Annotated in this window: 17 protein-coding genes and 1 tRNA gene; 5 read left to right on the top strand and 13 right to left on the bottom strand. The window is 48.5% G+C overall.

Features of this window, described 5'->3' with window-relative positions:
• Positions 1-231 precede the first annotated feature (231 nt).
• Both LVQ76_RS20985 and LVQ76_RS20990 read left to right on the top strand, forming a co-directional pair.
• Positions 232-319, top strand: a tRNA-Ser gene (locus LVQ76_RS20985).
• A gap of 27 nt (positions 320-346) precedes the next feature.
• The gene (locus LVQ76_RS20990) at positions 347-628 is read left to right on the top strand and encodes a transporter substrate-binding domain-containing protein (protein ID WP_233338086.1); all 282 of its coding nucleotides are present in this window, start codon (positions 347-349) and stop codon (positions 626-628) included.
• A 114-nt stretch (positions 629-742) separates the two neighbouring features.
• On the opposite strand, the gene LVQ76_RS20995 is transcribed toward LVQ76_RS20990, so the two are convergent.
• The 11 genes from LVQ76_RS20995 to LVQ76_RS21045 all read right to left on the bottom strand — a co-directional run bounded on the left by LVQ76_RS20995 (position 743) and on the right by LVQ76_RS21045 (position 13566).
• Entirely contained in the window at positions 743-1972 is a 1230-nt protein-coding gene (locus tag LVQ76_RS20995) for an HD-GYP domain-containing protein (protein WP_232922398.1), read from the bottom strand.
• Positions 1973-2343: 371 nt separating this feature from the next.
• Complete coding sequence (locus tag LVQ76_RS21000; protein ID WP_232922399.1) at positions 2344-3414, bottom strand: ABC transporter ATP-binding protein; 1071 nt, start codon at positions 3412-3414, stop codon at positions 2344-2346.
• Positions 3407-5176 carry an ABC transporter permease gene (locus tag LVQ76_RS21005; protein ID WP_232922400.1) on the bottom strand — a complete coding sequence of 590 codons (1770 nt, stop codon included), beginning with the start codon at positions 5174-5176 and terminating at the stop codon, positions 3407-3409. The genes LVQ76_RS21000 and LVQ76_RS21005 overlap by 8 nt, the downstream gene beginning before the upstream one ends.
• Positions 5177-5327: 151 nt before the next feature.
• Positions 5328-6416, bottom strand: coding sequence for an ABC transporter substrate-binding protein (locus tag LVQ76_RS21010; protein ID WP_232866580.1), 1089 nt, complete (start codon positions 6414-6416; stop codon positions 5328-5330).
• A gap of 232 nt (positions 6417-6648) precedes the next feature.
• Positions 6649-7344, bottom strand: a complete 696-nt coding sequence (locus tag LVQ76_RS21015) for a response regulator (RefSeq protein WP_232922401.1) — start codon at positions 7342-7344, stop codon at positions 6649-6651.
• A gap of 13 nt (positions 7345-7357) precedes the next feature.
• A complete protein-coding gene (locus LVQ76_RS21020; protein ID WP_232922402.1) occupies positions 7358-8989 on the bottom strand; it encodes an ATP-binding protein in 1632 nt (543 codons plus the stop codon).
• A gap of 259 nt (positions 8990-9248) precedes the next feature.
• Positions 9249-10199 (bottom strand): hypothetical protein, encoded by a 951-nt coding sequence (locus LVQ76_RS21025; protein ID WP_232922403.1) that lies wholly within the window; start codon positions 10197-10199, stop codon positions 9249-9251.
• A gap of 90 nt (positions 10200-10289) precedes the next feature.
• Positions 10290-11474 (bottom strand): OmpP1/FadL family transporter, encoded by a 1185-nt coding sequence (locus LVQ76_RS21030; RefSeq protein WP_232922404.1) that lies wholly within the window; start codon positions 11472-11474, stop codon positions 10290-10292.
• Between the two features lie 366 nt (positions 11475-11840).
• Positions 11841-11984 (bottom strand): hypothetical protein, encoded by a 144-nt coding sequence (locus LVQ76_RS21035; protein ID WP_232922405.1) that lies wholly within the window; start codon positions 11982-11984, stop codon positions 11841-11843.
• A gap of 127 nt (positions 11985-12111) precedes the next feature.
• Complete coding sequence (locus LVQ76_RS21040) at positions 12112-12906, bottom strand: SDR family NAD(P)-dependent oxidoreductase (RefSeq protein ID WP_232922406.1); 795 nt, start codon at positions 12904-12906, stop codon at positions 12112-12114.
• Positions 12907-13116: 210 nt separating this feature from the next.
• On the bottom strand, positions 13117-13566 hold the full coding sequence (locus LVQ76_RS21045) for a winged helix-turn-helix transcriptional regulator (RefSeq protein WP_232866563.1): 450 nt from the start codon (positions 13564-13566) through the stop codon (positions 13117-13119).
• A gap of 171 nt (positions 13567-13737) precedes the next feature.
• On the opposite strand from LVQ76_RS21045, the gene agp reads away from it, so the two are divergent.
• On the top strand, positions 13738-14979 hold the full coding sequence (gene agp, locus LVQ76_RS21050) for a bifunctional glucose-1-phosphatase/inositol phosphatase (RefSeq protein ID WP_232922407.1): 1242 nt from the start codon (positions 13738-13740) through the stop codon (positions 14977-14979).
• Between the two features lie 46 nt (positions 14980-15025).
• Here agp and LVQ76_RS21055 read toward each other — a convergent pair whose 3' ends face one another.
• Positions 15026-15253, bottom strand: coding sequence for a YccJ family protein (locus tag LVQ76_RS21055; protein ID WP_064517714.1), 228 nt, complete (start codon positions 15251-15253; stop codon positions 15026-15028).
• 18 nt (positions 15254-15271) lie between these two features.
• Positions 15272-15868 (bottom strand): NAD(P)H:quinone oxidoreductase, encoded by a 597-nt coding sequence (gene wrbA / locus LVQ76_RS21060; RefSeq protein ID WP_232922408.1) that lies wholly within the window; start codon positions 15866-15868, stop codon positions 15272-15274.
• A gap of 371 nt (positions 15869-16239) precedes the next feature.
• Here wrbA and LVQ76_RS21065 point away from each other — a divergent pair, with 371 nt between their 5' ends.
• Together LVQ76_RS21065 and LVQ76_RS21070 are read left to right on the top strand one after the other, a co-directional pair.
• Positions 16240-16416 (top strand): con-10 family general stress protein, encoded by a 177-nt coding sequence (locus LVQ76_RS21065; protein WP_034456279.1) that lies wholly within the window; start codon positions 16240-16242, stop codon positions 16414-16416.
• Between the two features lie 122 nt (positions 16417-16538).
• A complete protein-coding gene (locus LVQ76_RS21070; protein WP_232922409.1) occupies positions 16539-17447 on the top strand; it encodes a DMT family transporter in 909 nt (302 codons plus the stop codon).
• Positions 17448-17479: the final 32 nt, after the last annotated feature.

Genomic DNA, 17479 nt, shown 5'->3' on the forward strand with positions numbered 1-17479 from the left:
GCCGAGTGGTTGAAGGCACCGGTCTTGAAAACCGGCGATCCGAAAGGGTTCTAGAGTTCGAATCTCTACGCTTCCACCAACATTTTAGCCCCAGCTTAGAAATAAGCTGGGGCTTTTTCGTTTCTGTTTGTTGGTGTTTCAAACAAATAAACCAGATTTGATGATTTTTCAGGCGAACGAACAAAATCACTCTTTACATGCAGTTTGGGTATGTTTATAGTTCGCCTCGTTGGAAGCGTGGCCGAGTGGTTGAAGGCACCGGTCTTGAAAACCGGCGATCCGAAAGGGTTCTAGAGTTCGAATCTCTACGCTTCCACCAACATTTTAGCCCCAGCTTAGAAATAAGCTGGGGCTTTTTCGTTTCTGTCGTTTATCACTCCAGGCTTACGCCGTTGCAACTTCAGCGACACTCGTTAATCAGATAAAAAAACAGAATCCAAAACTGAATTTTGAACCAAAGATGACGCTGACCGTTTTTGATTTGGCGATTGGGCTGCAAAAAAACCAGCCTGAGTTAAAAGAAAAACTTAATGAGTGGATTGAAACCAATATTAAAAATGGAAAGTTAAATGCTATATACGAAAAGTATCACGGTGAACCAATCCCGCAGGAAATATTGAATCGATAAGATATATATGCAAATTAGAGTTAAGCTGTAATTGCAGAAGTAATATTACTTGCGCCCATGTTTAAGCTGACTGGATATATCTGGCAGTTAACAGTATGGGCGCTATATACTCTATCAATACAATTGTGCCAAATCCATATTATCAGTAAGAGTCATCACCTCTTGTCGGTGTTCCAGCAAAATATTAACCAGTTCGCTATCAAGCGAGTTATTTTCGGCTTCCTGATGAAGGATTTCGCTCACTCTATTCGCAGGCATTGCATTGCGATAAGGGCGGTTTTCAGTCAGTGCCACAAACACATCGGCAACCGAAATTATCCGACACTCTTGCCCAATCTCATCACCAGCCAGACTAAATGGATAACCATAACCATTCGGTTTCTCATGATGAAGTGCTGCCCAGCGCGCGATATCTTTGATAGCGTCGATGGATGAAAGCAGCTCAAAGGTATGATAACTATGACTTTTTAGTATCGCGATATCTGCATCATCAAGTTTGCCTTCTTTGTGCAATAAACTCATCGGTATGGCCAGCTTCCCGATATCATGCAGATAGCCTGCCAATTCAATTTTCTTACACTCAACTTCAGAATAGTGGCATTTCTCAGCAAGAAATCTGGCAACAATTCCAACATGTAATGAGTGGCGGCAAGTGAAGTTACAGTGCATATCAATAATGGTATTAAGTAGTAGCCCAAAATCCATTAACTCATCGAGGCTGATTGTTTTATCAGCTATGGGTGAGTACATTCTCAAGAGATGTAATGGCAATGGTCTGGTTAGTCCCAGCCAAAAATAAGTTTTATTTGCCAGGCGAAGAAACGCTTCTAACACGAGTGGATGAAAACGTGTTTCTACTTCATCTTTTATCAATTCAACGCAGCGTTCAGCTGGCGACTCATGCCCACTATTTCTTAATTTAAGATATTGAATATCGATGCGGTCAGCCAGGTAGATGATATGGCTGGCGAACGGAATACGCTCATCATCCTGGTATTCACCCTGCCCATAACCCCATTTCCTATGATGATGGAGGATGATTGATGCTTTATCCGCCAATAACGGCACCATCTTAAAAATGGAAGCACCATAGGTTGCATGTGCGTGACTATAAGGTTCTTGATCGTCGATGGCGATTAAATAATCTTTTTTTACCAGACCACCAATATCATGCAGCAATGCAGAAATAAAAACATCTTCGCGGTATTTAGGCACTAGCTTGAGCTCAGCCGCCAACTCATTCGCGATGAACGCCGTCCGTTTATGATGACCATTCAATTCAGGCGCACTGGTTTCAATCGCTAATGCAATAGTTGATAAAACCTGAAAGAGATTTATTTCCACATTTATTCCTGTCGCACACAAAAAGAAATACTTATCGATTTATAAAATAAACATCCCTGCCATTAACGATGTTTTATTTTATATAGACAAGTTTCATTAAGTAATGATGTGTTTATCTAAAGCATTTTATTGTTAATTGTCTTCACATTTTTTTGACAAAATATTTGGTATTGGTCATGAAAAATATAAATTAGTCGCGGCTTTAGATTGTTGCGTGGTGATTTAAACCAATAACGAAATGAAAAGCAATGCGTAAGTTGCTGATGATATATAAGCGTGAGGGGTAATTTTGATACGTTAGTGATTTGCAAAATTTATTCATATAGAACTAATTAGTGCAGGGAGCAGCGAATCACTGCTCCCTGCAAGCATCAGGATTTAGGGAAAATCCAGACATGTTCCTCAGGTAATGCCAGATGGCAATGCTGGGGATCGCGAAGGCTGGTGCCATAGGCGCGAATGACAAAATCATCGCCCGAAGTACGGAACAAATATTCCCAGCGATCGCCAAGATACATGCTGGTCAGCAACGGGAGTTCAAGTTGGTTTTCGCCTGGGCCGTCAACCAGCATTACGCGTTCCACGCGGATAACAGCCGTCGCTTCCTGACCACTTTGCACACCTTCCCCAGCTTGTCCCCACAACGTCCAGCCTTTGCCTTCGATATGCGCTTTTCCGTCACGCACCTCGGTGACTTTGCCGTGCAGACGGTTGTTACTACCCATAAATTCTGCGGTAAAGAGGGTCTTTGGTGATCCGTACATTTCCTGTGGAGTGCCTTGCTGTTCGATTTTGCCGTTATTGAGCAACAAAATTCGGTCAGATATCGCCATCGCCTCATTCTGATCGTGCGTGACCATTAGGGCTGACAATCCCAGTTTGATAATCAACTCGCGCAGGAATACACGGGCTTCTTCACGCAATTTGGCATCAAGGTTTGATAGTGGCTCATCAAGCAGAATCACCGGCGGGTTGTAAACCAGCGCTCGGCCAATCGCTACGCGCTGTTGCTGACCACCAGAGAGTTGATGTGGATGGCGTTTACCCAGATGCCCAAGGCCAAGTTGGTTCAGTACGTCTTGTACGCGCTGAGTGATTTCAGCGGCAGCGACTTTGCGCAGCTTCAGCGGGTAGGCCACGTTTTCGAATACGGTTTTGTGTGGCCACAGTGCGTAAGACTGGAATACCAGCCCAAGGTTGCGCTCTTCGGCAGGGATCTCGCTACGCGGTGTGCCGTCGTAAACTTTGTTTTTCCCGATGGTAATCGTGCCCTGGGTGGGTTTTTCCAGCCCGGCGACGGCGCGTAATAATGTGGTTTTGCCGCTGCCTGATGGCCCGAGCAAAGAGACGACTTCGCCACGTTTCAGATTCATGGAAACACCCTTTAATACCGGGTTGTCACCGTAGGTTAAGTGCAGGTTCTCGACCGTTAATTCAATCATGCAGTTTGACTCCAAAACGAAGGGCAATCCCCAGACCTACCACCACCAGCAGGATGTTAATAAACGAGAGAGCGGCAACAATATCAATGGCTCCGGCGGCCCACAGGGAAACCAGCATTGAGCCGATAGTTTCTGTACCTGGTGCAAGTAGGTACACGCCGGTTGAATATTCGCGCTCAAAAATCAGGAACATCAGCAACCATGATCCAATCAGGCCGTAGCGCGATAACGGAATAGTGACGTGGCGAGTGATTTGCCCGCGAGTCGCACCGGTGCTGCGCGCAGCTTCTTCCAGTTCTGGCCCGACTTGCAGCAACGTTGAGGAAATCAGCCGCAGACCGTACGCCATCCATACGACGGTATAAGCCAGCCAGACGCTGAAAATGGTACTGCGCAACGAACGCAGCCATACCACCAGGTTATCGCGCAACCACTGCGACCACGGCATTCCGGAAAGCCAGCCGGATTTGAGTGCATTATCGAGCCACATCGGCAGGAACAGGAAAACCCACAGGAATGCCAGACCCGCCAGTAGCCCTGGAACCGCGCGTGGCACCAGCACGCTGTAGTCGAGGAAACGCGTGATGTTGTCTGGTTTGCGGTGCATAGCGATGCCGATAAACAGATAACAGGCAACAGCCAGTGCGCCACCAATAACACCAATCGCCATCGAGTTAACAATGGCGCGCAGCAGGTTCGGCTGCTCCCAGATAGTGCGGAAAGTTTGAAGCGACAGTTCATCCCAGATGGATACGCCTACGCCCCAGTTAGAAATAAACGCGCGCAACATCACGCCAATTAGCGGAACACCGATAGTCACTGTTAGCCAGAATGCCACTACCGCACCGGCTACCCAGCGCCATTTACCCAGCGGTAATGCGCGTGCCTGTGATGCTTTGCCTTTCACCGTTACAAAGCGGTTGGCGGTACGCATCAGGCGACGTTGCAACATCACCAGCGGAATGGTGATACAAATCAGCACCACGGCAACCGCGGCCATCAGATGATAGGAAGGTGTACCGAGTTTATTGGTCAACTGATACAGATAAGTGGCCAACACCATGTTGCCTTCCGGATCGCCCAGCACCAGCATCAGGCCGAACACTTCCAGCCCAAGGAAGAACAGCAACACGGTGGCGTACAGAATAGAAGGGCGCACCATCGGCAGGCTGACGGCGGTCATTACCTGTAACGGCGAGGCTCCGGCTATACGAGCAGCTTCTTCGACATCAGACCCCACGCTGCGCAGTGCTGAGGATATATAGAGATATGCGTGCGGAACATGCGTTAGCCCGGCGATTACCACAATGCTCGACATGTCGTAGATATTCCACGGCACGAAACCAAGAATGGATTGGGCCCACAGCGAGAAGAAACCTACCGGCCCGGCGGCGACCACATAGCCAAACCCCAGAACCATCGGCGAAACAAAAATTGGCACCAGGATCAGCGGTTCAATCAAACGTCTGCCTGGCAAATCGGTGCGCACCATCAGGAATGCCAGAATTCCACCCAGTGGGATGGCAATAACCACAAGGCCGATAGCCAGAATAAATCCGCTTTTCAATGCCCTGTAGAAATCAGGATCGGTAAAGATGAAGCCAAAAGATTCAAGGCTCCACTCTTTTGAGGGCGAAAAGAACGGTGCAGAGAGGAAACTTTGTATCACGATGAACGACAGCGGTATGTAGATAACCAGCGCTGTTATTAACACCACAATGCTGCGTGGCAGGCTCTGCCACTTTCTTAGCAATGCACTCATACGACTTCCTTTTTCAACGACTGATTTACCCAAGTCATTCGCGCTACAGGCATGCGGCAATCAAGCAAATCCCGATGAGCTTACTCGAGTAAGTGTTTCGGGTGAGCGAGTGTAGCCAACGCACCTGTAGCGTGAATGACGTAGGGGAAATTTATTTAGCCGCGGCAGCACGCCACTGTTTGATGTAATCCAGACGTTTTTTCTGTTGCAGATATTCCAGCAGTGTTTCATCCACAGGGATTGGCTTGAGTGCATTGCCTAACATTTTCGTCATGCCGTCGATATCATTTTTGCCTTCGATATCGTTGCGGATGGATGGGATGTCGGCCTGATTGGCCAGGATGCTTTGCCCTTTTTCAGACAGCACGTAGTCCAACCACAGTTTCGCAGCATTGCTGTTTTGCGCTTGCTGACTGATAAACGACACGCGCGACAGCACCAGGGTGTAATCCTTCGGATAGGAAATCCCCAGAGACGGATCGGTTTTGGCGCGAGCTTCAGCGTAGGAACCCAGAATGTTAAAGCCGATCAGGTTTTCACCTGATGAGACCCTCTCCATCATGGTGCCGGTGGACGACTGCACAGACAGGCCGCCTTTAGCGATATCAGCCAGAGTTTTGAAGTAATTCGGGTCAGCTCTGAAATCCTGTACAGACAGCATGAAGCCCAGGCCGGATTTCTCAATGTCGTAAGTGGTAACTTTTTTGCTGAATTTATCAGGCTGGCTGGCGATAAGTTTTGCCAGCGCGGTATGGGAATCTGGCACTTCATTCGCCGGAATCAAACGTTTGTTATAGATAAACACTACCGGCTCATAAGTTGTGCCGTAGGCTTTGTCTTTCCACACAGCCCATTTTGGCAACTGACCCTGCTCAGGGGATTTATATTCCTGGGCATAGTCGACAGCCAGTTTCAGCGCGGTGTCCATTGAGGAGCTCCAGACCACATCGCCGCTGGTGCCACCCGCCGCTTGTTCGCTGATATAACGGTTATACAGTTCGGTACTGTTCATATCGTTATATTCAACTTTAATACCTGGGTATGCAGTCTCAAACCCCTGAATTAGCGGGCCAGCGGCTTTGGTATCGGTGGTTGAATAGATGACCACTTTGCCTTCTTTAGTCGCAGCATCGACGACTTTTTGGTAGTCAGCCGGGTAGCCTTGAGGAAGTGCAGACATTGCGGAGCAAGACATCAGTACAGCGGTAGTGATTACAGAGAGATGTATTTTATTTAACATTATTATTAACCTTTAGCTGCATTTGAGTAACTAATGGTCAACATAGCGCATGGGGTTTGACAGGCAATGGGGGGAGTTTTTTAACTTTCCGAATTGTGATTCGGGGCTTTTTTTCGGCAATTAACACCATTAAAACCGCGAAAGCGTGCGGCTATATCGGATGACGCTACGCTGATTCGCGCTACAAAAATATGCATTTACCCACCGTTGAAGGTGGGAGAAACCGCAGGTGTTATCCCCCAATTTTGCGGTACAGACGTCGCGGATGGCCGATATTTCCGTATTGCATCTCGACGCCGATAATACCCATTTCCACGCAATACTCGAGATAACGGCGCCCTGTGGTTTTGCTTATTCCGACTTCTTCTACCACCTGTTCTACCGACCAACTGATATCAGGTCTGCTCGTAAAAATGCGCTGAACTTTCTCCAGCGTGTTTGGCTCAATTCCTTTCGTGGATGGGGCTGAGGCCGCATTGATGACGGGTAGGTTATACAATCGGTCCAGCGCATTCTGATCAACTGTCTTCACATGACGCAACGTTTTGACCAGTTGCATAAAGCGCTCCAGCGAACTGCGCAGGCGGTGAAATGAGACGGGCTTGATGATGTAGTCAAACGCGCCGCTGCGCATCGCCTGGCTGCAAGTTTGCATATCGCTGGCAGCAGTAATGAAAATCACCGAACAGTCGAAGCTCTTAAGAAGCGGGCTGTCGATTAAATCCACCCCCTGGCCATCCGGCAAAAAGTTGTCGAGCAATATCAGTCGTGGCTGATGTAGTTCCAGCAGGGAGCGAGCGTGCTCAAGTGTTGCGGCAATTCCCACGACGCGCAGGTGAAAGTTTTGTTCGATAAAGTCGCGATGCAAACCGGCAAGGTGGGGTTCATCTTCCACGATGACGACATCAAATGAGTTGCTGGTATTCATGGTATTACCCTGCTCAAACACTTACCGGAAAGGGGATAAAAACAGAAAATATTGTACCTTGCGGCGTATTGTCTGTGATTTCGATACTGCCGTGTGCCTGATGGACGTAGCTGGCAACCAGATATAAACCGATGCCATGTTCTGAACCTGCCATCTCATGAATGCTTGATGGTTTAGTGGTGACGCCTTGCTCAAAAAGATGGGGTTTTAGCGCGTCATCCACACCGCAGCCCTGGTCGGCTACTTCAATCACCAGTTCCTGATTTCTGTCTGAAATATAGAGCTCCACAGGTACCGAATGTATTTGGGCTTTCAACGTGGCGTCCACAGCGTTATCGAGTAAATTGCCGATCACAGACATAAGTTCGGTTTCACCAATTGTCGCGGGAATACGGGTTAACTGGCAGGCCGGGTCAAATGTAAGCTCAATACCTTTTTCGCGTGCGCTGACGTATTTCCCCAATAACAGGCCACAAAGGGCAGGGGAGGTGAAATGCGCTGAGACAAAATCCAGCACATTCTGTGCCCCCTCGGATTGCGCCTGGATATAGCGCATCGCATCGTCATAGCGCTGCATCTGCAACAAACCGGCGAGTGTTGCAGTCCAGTTCAACTGTTCGTGGCGCATGATGCGCAGGTTGTCTGCGTAGCGCTTCACCTGGCTTAATTGGCTGCTCAGAGTGTTCATGTCATTTTTGTCGCGGAAACTAAAAACCCAGCCGCTTTCAGCCCCTGGTTCGAGTTCAATCGGTACACGGTTAACAATCACCTGCCGTTGATTCAGCACGGTTATTTGATCGTGATGGCTGTTATTTTCTGTCACGCCATGTTGATTAAAAAATGTGGGTGGCGTTTGTAATATCTCATCCAGTGGTTTGCCGAGTAGTTCATTTTCAGGCTGGCGAATATCCAGCAATTCGCGCGCGGCACGGTTAATTAATATCAGCTGCTTCTGCGCGTTAACGGCAAATACACCTTCATACATTGCTTCGAGCAACGCTTTTTGTTGGAGAACAAGCAGAGCAATATCCTTTGGCTCCAGCCAGAACATTTGTTTTTTGACATTGCGGGTGAATACCCATGAAAAAATAAACAGCAGAATCAATAACAGCAGGCCATATAAACCTGCTTGCCAGAGCCGGTTGGCATTAATATTGGCGATATATGAAGTGAGATAACCAACAGAGACAATCCCAATCACTTGGTTTTTAGCGTTAAAGATTGGCGCTTTGCTACGTAATGAAACACCGATACCACCTTTACGCGTAGAAATAATCGTTTTGCCTTGCAAAACTTCGGCGTTATCTCCTCCAATCATTGGTAGGTTAATGCGTTCCGGGGATTCAGAGTGGTAAAGGTGCTGTTCGCGGACATCGCCAATCACAATGTAACTGGCGTCACTTTGTTTACGTAAGGGCTGGATTAAACGGGCAATTCCCGTCATGTCACGCGTTGCTACCATTTCCGCAAGCCCCGGTATCAGTGCGATTTCGCTGGCCTGAACACGTGCACGTTGACCCAGGTCGTGTTGTATTTGCCGGTCCATAAAGTGGAACAACATCACACCCAGCAAAGCCAATAGCAGGCACGAAAAGAGCACCAGAGATAAAAAGAGTTTTACCTGAAAAGGTAATCTACGCTTCATATAACCTGCCGTAGGGAAAATAACGAAAACAGACCAGGCAAGCGTATCATGCGAAAATCACGGTTGTACTCTGGCAAGAGGTGAGTTGTGAACTCACCAGAGAAATAATCATTAATTCGCACATATAAATAAGGGTTAATAGCCATATGACCTCCCGTCTTTTAATTTTTATTAATCAGACAGGATCAACCTTATAAAAACCTTAGTTTGCGATTTTAATTGCGAGAGGCTATTCGGGGAGTTTTACAATTGCTGGTGGTCAGAAACTCATAGCCAGGCCGATACCATAACCCGTGGTGTTATTACCGAACATGTAGCGAGCCACCAGGCGAGTCCGGGTAATAAAAACATCATACTTACTGCTATCAAGCTCAAAGCCCAGCCCCACAGATGAGAGACTATTAAAGCCAAGTTGGCCGCGTTGATCGCCAAGATATTCAGTATGTGCACCTTCGAGCACATAGCGAACCGGGCTTTTAAGCAACTTCCAGTCAAATAACGGTGCCCGACGACGCAGATAAAGCCCGAGGTTCTCCGTGCTGGCGTGCCCTTTGACGGCACGTGAGGTATTACCGAAGGTTTGCAGGCTCATTCCGGAATAGCGCAGCTCAATATCGATGTCCTGGGGCCTGGAAAATAGCTCGTAGTCGAGCATTAACGAGCCTCCCAGGCCATAAGCGTTGAGCCGTCCACCATCAAGAAAATCAAAATCACTATCTCTACGCTGCTCAAGCACGTAAGTGCCAACGCGCAAATCACTCACCATGGTGCCCAGCATGAAATTGGCAATGGGGCGTAGCACCAGATTTCCCCCTCGTTTATCGGTATACAGATGAAAATCCCAGCCAACGCCACCGGTCGCGGTCACGCTGTTCCATTTTGTTGGGATCTTGCGGCTTTCTTCACCGTTGGTCAGCACAAATTGCGGGTCATAACGGCTGTAACTCATCGTCCCTTCAAGATAAAGGGGAAAGGATTCACTGAGTGTTGCTCCGCCGCCAAATTGGGTAATGGTAAGTTCATGGCTCTCGTTATTACCATTGCCAATATTAAGATCGCTGGCGGTGACGTCTGGCACGACGGTGTAGCTCATCAGCGTGAGAACCGCATCTGCGCGTTGCTTAAGACGACCGCCGTCTACTGCAAAACAGATCGGGCTGAATAGCAGTGCTGCCAGCAAAATGTGAGCGCCAGGTAACGGGACAGTCATATGTGACTAGTAGCCTCCGATGGTCTTGACGACGTGACAGGCGAAAATAAGCAAACATAAAAGTCCGGCTAACTGGCCCAGCTTTAAAGTTTAGAACTGATAGCTGTAATTGACACTGGTAAACCAGAGATAAGGGTGGTCATAACTGCCCTGGAATATTCCGGGTGACTGTACTTTTGAAGACTGCATATGCAGGTATTCGACGGCTACACCAATATTACTGGCTGAAGTAATCTGGTATTGCGCACCGGTACCAAAGCGCCATTCATCCCCGGTTGGTATGGTCATGGCTACATCGCTTTGATCTTTGTACGGCGTGCTATCAAACGCGACGCCAGCATTCAGACGCCATTGTTCCGTCGGGCGATACTGCACCCCAAGTGCGGTATGCCAGGTATCTTTCATTCGGCTATTTTTATCCACCTGCTGGCCGACCACGGTAATTTGCGGTGCACCAAACTCACTCCAGTCCTGCCAACCCAGGTCACCCATCACTGACCACTGTTTATCAATGTCATGCACCAGGCTCAACATTATCTGCTGTGGAGCATTAACCTGGGCAGTAATCGGCAGGTCATATTGCACGTTTGGCAGGTTTGGTAAGCGAGCCTTGCCGTCAATATTAAAATCGTATTCGGTTTTACTGTTCCAGGTGACACCCGCCCGAGTCTGGTCGGTCAACTGCATCAATAGGCCAAGACGATAACTCATCGCCCAGTCATGATCTTTTTGTTTGTCATCAACGCCATCGACATCACGGGTCAGTGATAGGAAACCGTAGTTAATATTGGCAGAAGCCCCGACAGATACCCGATCGCTGAGCTTATACGCTAAAGAAGGGCTAAGAGTCATCGCCATCAATGTGCTTTTCTTGATCAGGCGCTCGCCTGCCCAATTGCCAAAATCGATACCCAGCCCGTAGTTACCATAGAGCCCGATGCCCGCGTAGAGGTCGTCATTAATTTTTTGGCTGTAGAAACTACTGGCATTTGGCATCACATTCATCACGTTGCCAGGGCTGCGTTGTGCTGAATTATCTAACTGGTAGTCTATGTCGCCACCTAATGCTTGCAGGCCACCGGTGAACATATGATCCGGCAGGCGAGTCATCCCCGCCGGGTTGGTCACAATCGTTGACGCATCCTGCGCACGAGCGGCCTGACCAGCGCCAGCCAGAGCCGTATCTTCCGTACCAATTTCATAAAAATAGAGTGCACTTGCGTGTGAAAATGTTGAAAAGAACAACCCAGAGAATATTACGGCGATTTTTTTCATGTGCCTGCAGCCTTACTTTTGCTTCATTATTATCACCTCTTAATGATTAATGTTTCTCCGCCATCTGAAAATGTATTAGCACCTGTACTTCGGGCCTGCGGATTGATAAACAACATTAATCAACTAACTTCAGAGATGATGTATTTTATTGTAACCACACAAACGCCACGCCATAGCCGAAGCGTATGTATTATGAACAATATTTGTTATGGCAAATTCTATTTGGACACTACAATTTGTAGCAGGTGGATTGTGATTTCGCCAATATCTGGAGGGAGTACAGAGGTCTGTCCCCTGGTAATGTTTGAGTTATTTGGAATGCAGGGGGAAGATGAGCAGAAAATATTCGTCTTTAGATGCTAAAGCTTAATTAATGTCATTTTTTACCATATTTTCAATAAGATGCAGGCTTTCAGCAATGTGATGGAGAATATTGGCAGTATCAAAAAGTATGGCAAGCCAAACCAGGATAACCAGGGCGAGTGCGCCCATCGTAGAATAATTGAACATTTTCATTACATTATTGGTAAGAAGTGATTACTGATACTAATTATAGCAATCTGACTACAACCTCAATTAAACAAGTCATCTTTTACAAAATCATGCAGAAAAGCGGGACGAATCCCGCGCTTTACGCTTATTGCTTCTGATATCGCGGAGCAGGAATTCCTGTTCGGGAAGCATCGAAAATCGCCAGTCGTGCTGATTCATAGGCTTCCCACAATGCCAGATCGTGCAGGGGTGGCACCGTCACTTCCTCGCCTTGATCCAATCCCGCCAGTGCGGCATCAACCATATTTTCAGCGGTCATAATGGAATCCGGGGCTAAATGATCCATTGATACACCTGATACCTCCCAGATTTCCGTTGCGGTGACCGCAGGTAATACCGCCTGAATGCGCACATTGCTGCCCGCAATCTCTTGCTGCAAACCACGCGTGAAATTCAGCACATAGCCTTTGGTACCGCTATACACGGCACTCCCCGCGATGGCGTGGAGTGAGACGACCGAGGCGATGTTGATAATGGTGCCACTATTTTGTGCCTGGAAACGGCCGAGGACGGCGAGGCTTAGACGAGTCAGCGCGGTGATATTCAGCATTATGTCCGTCTGGTGTAATTCAGCGCTGCCTGCGGTGAAAGGAGCAAGGTGCGCGGTTCCGGCATTATTGACCAGCACACTGATTCGTTCATTACTGCGCAGCGCTGCTTCAACCACCTGAATACCGCTTTCTGCCGCCAGATCGGCCGGTAGTATCTGAACGGAGATGCCATGCAGGGCTTCAAGCTTACTCGCCAGTTCACGCAAACGCTCTTCACGGCGTGCGACTAATAACAGGTCGAAACCGCGAGCGGCAAAGCGCTCAGCATATATCGTGCCAATACCTGAAGATGCGCCCGTGATGACTGCAACAGAAGGGGAAGTGGTCATGGTAAAGCCTCGTCGTGAAAGTTGATTTGTGGTTTCATAATGAAACTAAATTAAAATTAGGCGTGTTGGTTCTATAATGCAACCACATTGCGTGCATTTTTTTATTTCTGCATTGAGACGAACGCTTGCTGGTGGATTAAGAGATTAATAATAAAAGGGAATCGGCGAAGAGTGGATGTCGTTGCACTAGTCGCCTCGGATATCTCGTTCTTAAACTAACTCAGGGCGCTGTGCCACCACCTCATCAGGCGCAAGCGTGCGGCCATCCTGCGCTTGTAGCTGGAGTTTACGCAGCGGCTGATGATGCTCGCCATCAACAAGTACGCTGCATTTTTCATGGCTATCAAACAAGTAGTCACCACCCCATTGTGCCAGCGCAACCAGCACCGTTTGCAGAGCGCGGCCTTTTTCGGTCAACACATACTCATTCCAGGCGCTGCCGTCAGTGGCAGGACGCACGGTCAAAATACCTTGTTCCACCAGTTGCTTGAGTCGCTGAGTAAGCATGTTTTTGGCGATGCCGAGATTTTTCTGGAACTCACCAAAACGTGTCAGGCCGTTTAAAGCATCGCGCACGATAAGCAATGACCACCAGTCACCAATGATATCCAGTGAACGGGCAACCGGGCAGACGTTACCCTCCATACTTTTGCGTTTCATTAATCCTCCACAGGCTTAGGGCCTTTATTAGTTTTATTATAAAACCTCCCGCCGGGATTGAGTAGTTTTCCTTCATCTCACCGTTTTGCGAGCGGCCCGGAAGGCGGTGTCAGTTTTTTCTGCCAAACTGAATGCGGCACTTATGTGCAATAACATCTTGAGGATGAAGAGATGAATAAAAATACGATCGCGGCATTACTGGCAATGGCTTACTTCGCTCCTGCGTTGGCTCAAGCCGAAACAGCACCACAGGGTTACCAGCTTCAACAGGTTTTACTAATGAGTCGTCATAATCTGCGTGCGCCTCTTGCCAATAATGGCAGCGTACTGGAACAGTCGACGGCGCAATCATGGCCGGAGTGGGATGTGCCAGGCGGCCAACTCACCACCAAAGGTGGCGTGTTGGAAGTGTATATGGGCCATTATTTGCGTGAATGGTTTGCGGAGCAGGGGTTGGTGACCAGCGGTGAATGCCCAACGCCACAAAGCATTTATGCCTACGCGAACAGTTTGCAACGCACCGTTGCCACAGCACAGTTCTTTATCACTGGTGCGTTCCCTGGTTGTGATGTGCCTGTCCATCACCAGGAGAAAATGGGTACGATGGACCCAACGTTTAATCCGGTGATCACCAATGGTTCACCTGAGTTTCAACAAGCAGCTGTGAAGGCGATGGAAACCCAGCGCGAGCAGTACAAACTGAGCGACAGCTATCAGTTGCTTGAGCAGATAGTTGCTTTTAAAGACTCACCAAGCTGTAAAGAAAAGCAGCAGTGCGATCTCACGGCGGAAAAAGATAAATTCACTGCTAATGCCACAGAGGAGCCGGGAGTGAGCGGCCCACTAAAAGTGGGGAACTCGCTGGTCGATGCGTTCACATTGCAATATTACGAAGGGTTCCCACTGGATCAAGTTGCCTGGGGGCAAATCAAAACGGATCAGCAGTGGAAAGTGTTATCGCAGCTGAAAAATGGCTATCAGGATACATTATTCACCTCACCACAGGTTGCTCAGAATGTGGCGGCACCGCTGATTAAATATATTCAGAAAGCGCTGGCGGGCAGTAATAATAAAGGGCCAAAAATCACTTTGCTGGTGGGGCATGACTCCAATATTGCATCGCTTTTGACGGCATTGGATTTTAAACCTTATCAGTTGCCTGAACAGTATGAACGCACGCCAATTGGCGGGAAAATTATGTTCCAGCGCTGGCATGATGCGAATAACAATCGTGAATTGATGAAGGTGGAATACGTTTATCAAAGCGCGGAACAACTGCGTAAAGCTGATGTGCTAAGTCTACAACAGCCACCGCAGCGGGTTACGCTCCAGCTTAATGGTTGTCCAACTGATGCAAATGGTTTTTGTCCGTGGGATAAATTTACGCAAGTATTGGCGCAGAGCGTGAAGTGAGGAAGTGACTGTCTCCCCCGCGTGATGCGGGGGAGGTCGGTGCAGACTAAACGTTTCTGCGTTCTATCGTCTGTTCGCCCCAAAATAGCGAATCTTTATCTGTTTTTTCAAATGCCAACGCCAGTACCTCATCGTTGCCATCTTCCCAAATTTTCTCCGCCATTTTTTCGTCGTATTTAGCCACTTCAAAAATAGCCTCAGCGATTTCAGGAGAGGTGTTACGTAAACTCGCCCATTCACCTACGTGATGAACTTTTGATTGTTGATTCTGCATGTACTCCTCCAGAATTATTTAACCATGTAGTTTAACGGCAAGGCCCGCTACGTGTTCACCTTGATAGCGAGCAATGGAAAGCTCTTCCTGGCTTGGCTGACGCGAACCATCAGCTCCGGCAATTGTTGTTGCACCGTACGGCGTCCCGCCGCGAACCTGAGAGACATCAAACAACTCTTGCGCAGCATAGCCTATGGGAACAATGACCATCCCGTGGTGAGCAAGAGTTGTCCAGGTTGAGGAGATTGTGTGTTCCTGGCCACCGCCGGTGCCTGTCGAACTAAATACGCTGGCAAGTTTGCCGTGCAAAGCGCCCGATGCCCATAAGCCGCCAGTTTGATCGAGGAATGTGCGCATCTGGCCGGCCATGTTGCCAAAGCGAGTGGGAGTGCCAAAAATAATAGCGTCATAATCGGCAAGCTCTTGCGGTGTGGCTTGCGGGGTATTTTGCGTCTTCCCCCCGGCTTTTAAGAAAGCTTCACCTGACATGGTTTCCGGGACTCGCTTCACCGTCACTTCCACGCCATCTACTTTCTGTGCACCCTCTGCCACAGCGCGTGCCATGGTTTCGATGTGTCCGTACATTGAGTAATAAAGCACCAGAACTTTAGCCATTTCGCTTCACTCCTACCTGTGACGCAGCGACTTGCTGCACTCCTCTAAAGATATGTGCTGTGGCTCAGAGTGCAACCTGGAGAGCTGTTTCCTTGATTCAGCACAAGAGGGGGCCTATTTCCGTAAAATTACGTCACATTTTCATTAGGTGACTATTTCATTAAAAATAAGAAAGTCTTATGGATTAAGCGGCAAAAAAATCACCCATTTTGGCGATTACATGTTGCAAGATATTACGGTTAACTGGTCAATTGCCCTGACTGCACTAAGCTTAGTTCCACGTAGCGGTACTTAAGCTGCGCGGTGAAAGAATCTTCTTTGACTGAATGCAATATGATGACTTAACTATTTCACCAATCCGGAGGTTAGAAATGGCAAACCATCGTGGTGGTTCAGGTAATTTCGCTGAAGACCGTGAAAGAGCATCAGAAGCAGGTCGTAAAGGTGGCCAGCATAGTGGCGGGAATTTCAAGAATGACCCGCAGCGCGCCTCAGAAGCAGGCCAAAAAGGGGGCAAAAATAGTCACGGCAAAGGCAGTAGTAAGTAGTCACTCGCCAGACTAACCCCAACCGCCGGTTTTTACCGGCGGTTTTATTTTGACTCTCCCATTGCATGGCTCTGCACCTCATCGCACACTATCCGGCTTGCTTATCTCGTCCAGGTCATTTCATGTCTGCCTTACTTCGTCGTTATCAACTATCCGTCAAACCTCAAGAAGCGATTCTGATCCTCATCACCATGTTCTGGGGTGGGACTTTCCTTGCTGTGCAATATGCGATGACCATGAGCGGGCCATTCTTTTTTGTTGGTTTACGTTTCGCGACGGCCGCGTTAGCCGTTGGGTTGCTGTCAATAAAATCGCTGCGTGGCCTGACCTGGCTTGAAGTGAAGGCGGGCGTGTTTATCGGCGTTTCTATTGCCATTGGTTACAGCATGCAAACCTGGGGTTTGCAGACTATTCCCAGCAGTAAATCAGCGTTTATCACGGCGATGTATGTCCCGCTGGTGCCTGTGCTGCAATGGATATGCCTTGGTAAAATGCCGGGGGTGATGTCCTGGGTGGGTGTGGTGCTGGCATTTATTGGCTTGGTCTTCCTTGCCGGGCCGGAAAATACCTCACTCACACTCGGCGCGGGCGAAATTATCACGCTGATAAGCGCTCTGGCGATTGCCGCAGAAATTATCCTCATCAGCGCCTGGGCGGGCAAAGTGGATATTAAGCGTGTCACCATTGTCCAGCTCGCTACCGCCTCGATTGTGGCTTTTGCCACCATGATACCTGCCGGGGAAAGCGTGCCATCGTTTACCCCCGGTTTGCTGGTGATTGCATTAGGGCTAGGCATTTTCAGCGCCATTATTCAGGTGACGATGAACTGGGCGCAACGCAGCGTTTCACCAACCCGTGCTACGGTAATTTACACTGGCGAGCCGGTGTGGGCAGGGATTTTCGGGCGTATAGCCGGGGAACGCTTACCTGTGTTAGCTCTGCTTGGCGGCGCGTTAATTGTGTTGGGCGTTCTGGTAAGTGAGTTGAAGCTTAAACGTAAGAAGAAAGAAACATCATTATCAGCTTTGTAGGGTAGCGCCATCCACCCACTCCAGCCGTTGTG

The organism is Buttiauxella cochleicola (genome assembly GCF_021283185.1).
GTDB classification, from domain to species: domain Bacteria; phylum Pseudomonadota; class Gammaproteobacteria; order Enterobacterales; family Enterobacteriaceae; genus Buttiauxella; species Buttiauxella massiliensis.

Excerpts from the sequence above, each read along its gene's own strand:
- LVQ76_RS21045 (WP_232866563.1), bottom strand. The coding sequence starts at position 13,566 with ATGAAACGCAAAAGTATGGAGGGTAACGTCTGCCCGGTTGCCCGTTCA.
- LVQ76_RS21015 (WP_232922401.1), bottom strand. The coding sequence starts at position 7,344 with ATGAATACCAGCAACTCATTTGATGTCGTCATCGTGGAAGATGAACCC.
- LVQ76_RS21065 (WP_034456279.1), top strand. The coding sequence starts at position 16,240 with ATGGCAAACCATCGTGGTGGTTCAGGTAATTTCGCTGAAGACCGTGAA.
- LVQ76_RS21055 (WP_064517714.1), bottom strand. The coding sequence starts at position 15,253 with ATGCAGAATCAACAATCAAAAGTTCATCACGTAGGTGAATGGGCGAGT.
- LVQ76_RS21070 (WP_232922409.1), top strand. The coding sequence starts at position 16,539 with ATGTCTGCCTTACTTCGTCGTTATCAACTATCCGTCAAACCTCAAGAA.
- LVQ76_RS21035 (WP_232922405.1), bottom strand. The coding sequence starts at position 11,984 with ATGTTCAATTATTCTACGATGGGCGCACTCGCCCTGGTTATCCTGGTT.
- LVQ76_RS21000 (WP_232922399.1), bottom strand. The coding sequence starts at position 3,414 with ATGATTGAATTAACGGTCGAGAACCTGCACTTAACCTACGGTGACAAC.
- LVQ76_RS21030 (WP_232922404.1), bottom strand. The coding sequence starts at position 11,474 with ATGAAAAAAATCGCCGTAATATTCTCTGGGTTGTTCTTTTCAACATTT.
- LVQ76_RS21020 (WP_232922402.1), bottom strand. The coding sequence starts at position 8,989 with ATGAAGCGTAGATTACCTTTTCAGGTAAAACTCTTTTTATCTCTGGTG.
- agp (WP_232922407.1), top strand. The coding sequence starts at position 13,738 with ATGAATAAAAATACGATCGCGGCATTACTGGCAATGGCTTACTTCGCT.
- wrbA (WP_232922408.1), bottom strand. The coding sequence starts at position 15,868 with ATGGCTAAAGTTCTGGTGCTTTATTACTCAATGTACGGACACATCGAA.
- LVQ76_RS21040 (WP_232922406.1), bottom strand. The coding sequence starts at position 12,906 with ATGACCACTTCCCCTTCTGTTGCAGTCATCACGGGCGCATCTTCAGGT.
- LVQ76_RS21025 (WP_232922403.1), bottom strand. The coding sequence starts at position 10,199 with ATGACTGTCCCGTTACCTGGCGCTCACATTTTGCTGGCAGCACTGCTA.
- LVQ76_RS21010 (WP_232866580.1), bottom strand. The coding sequence starts at position 6,416 with ATGTTAAATAAAATACATCTCTCTGTAATCACTACCGCTGTACTGATG.
- LVQ76_RS21005 (WP_232922400.1), bottom strand. The coding sequence starts at position 5,176 with ATGAGTGCATTGCTAAGAAAGTGGCAGAGCCTGCCACGCAGCATTGTG.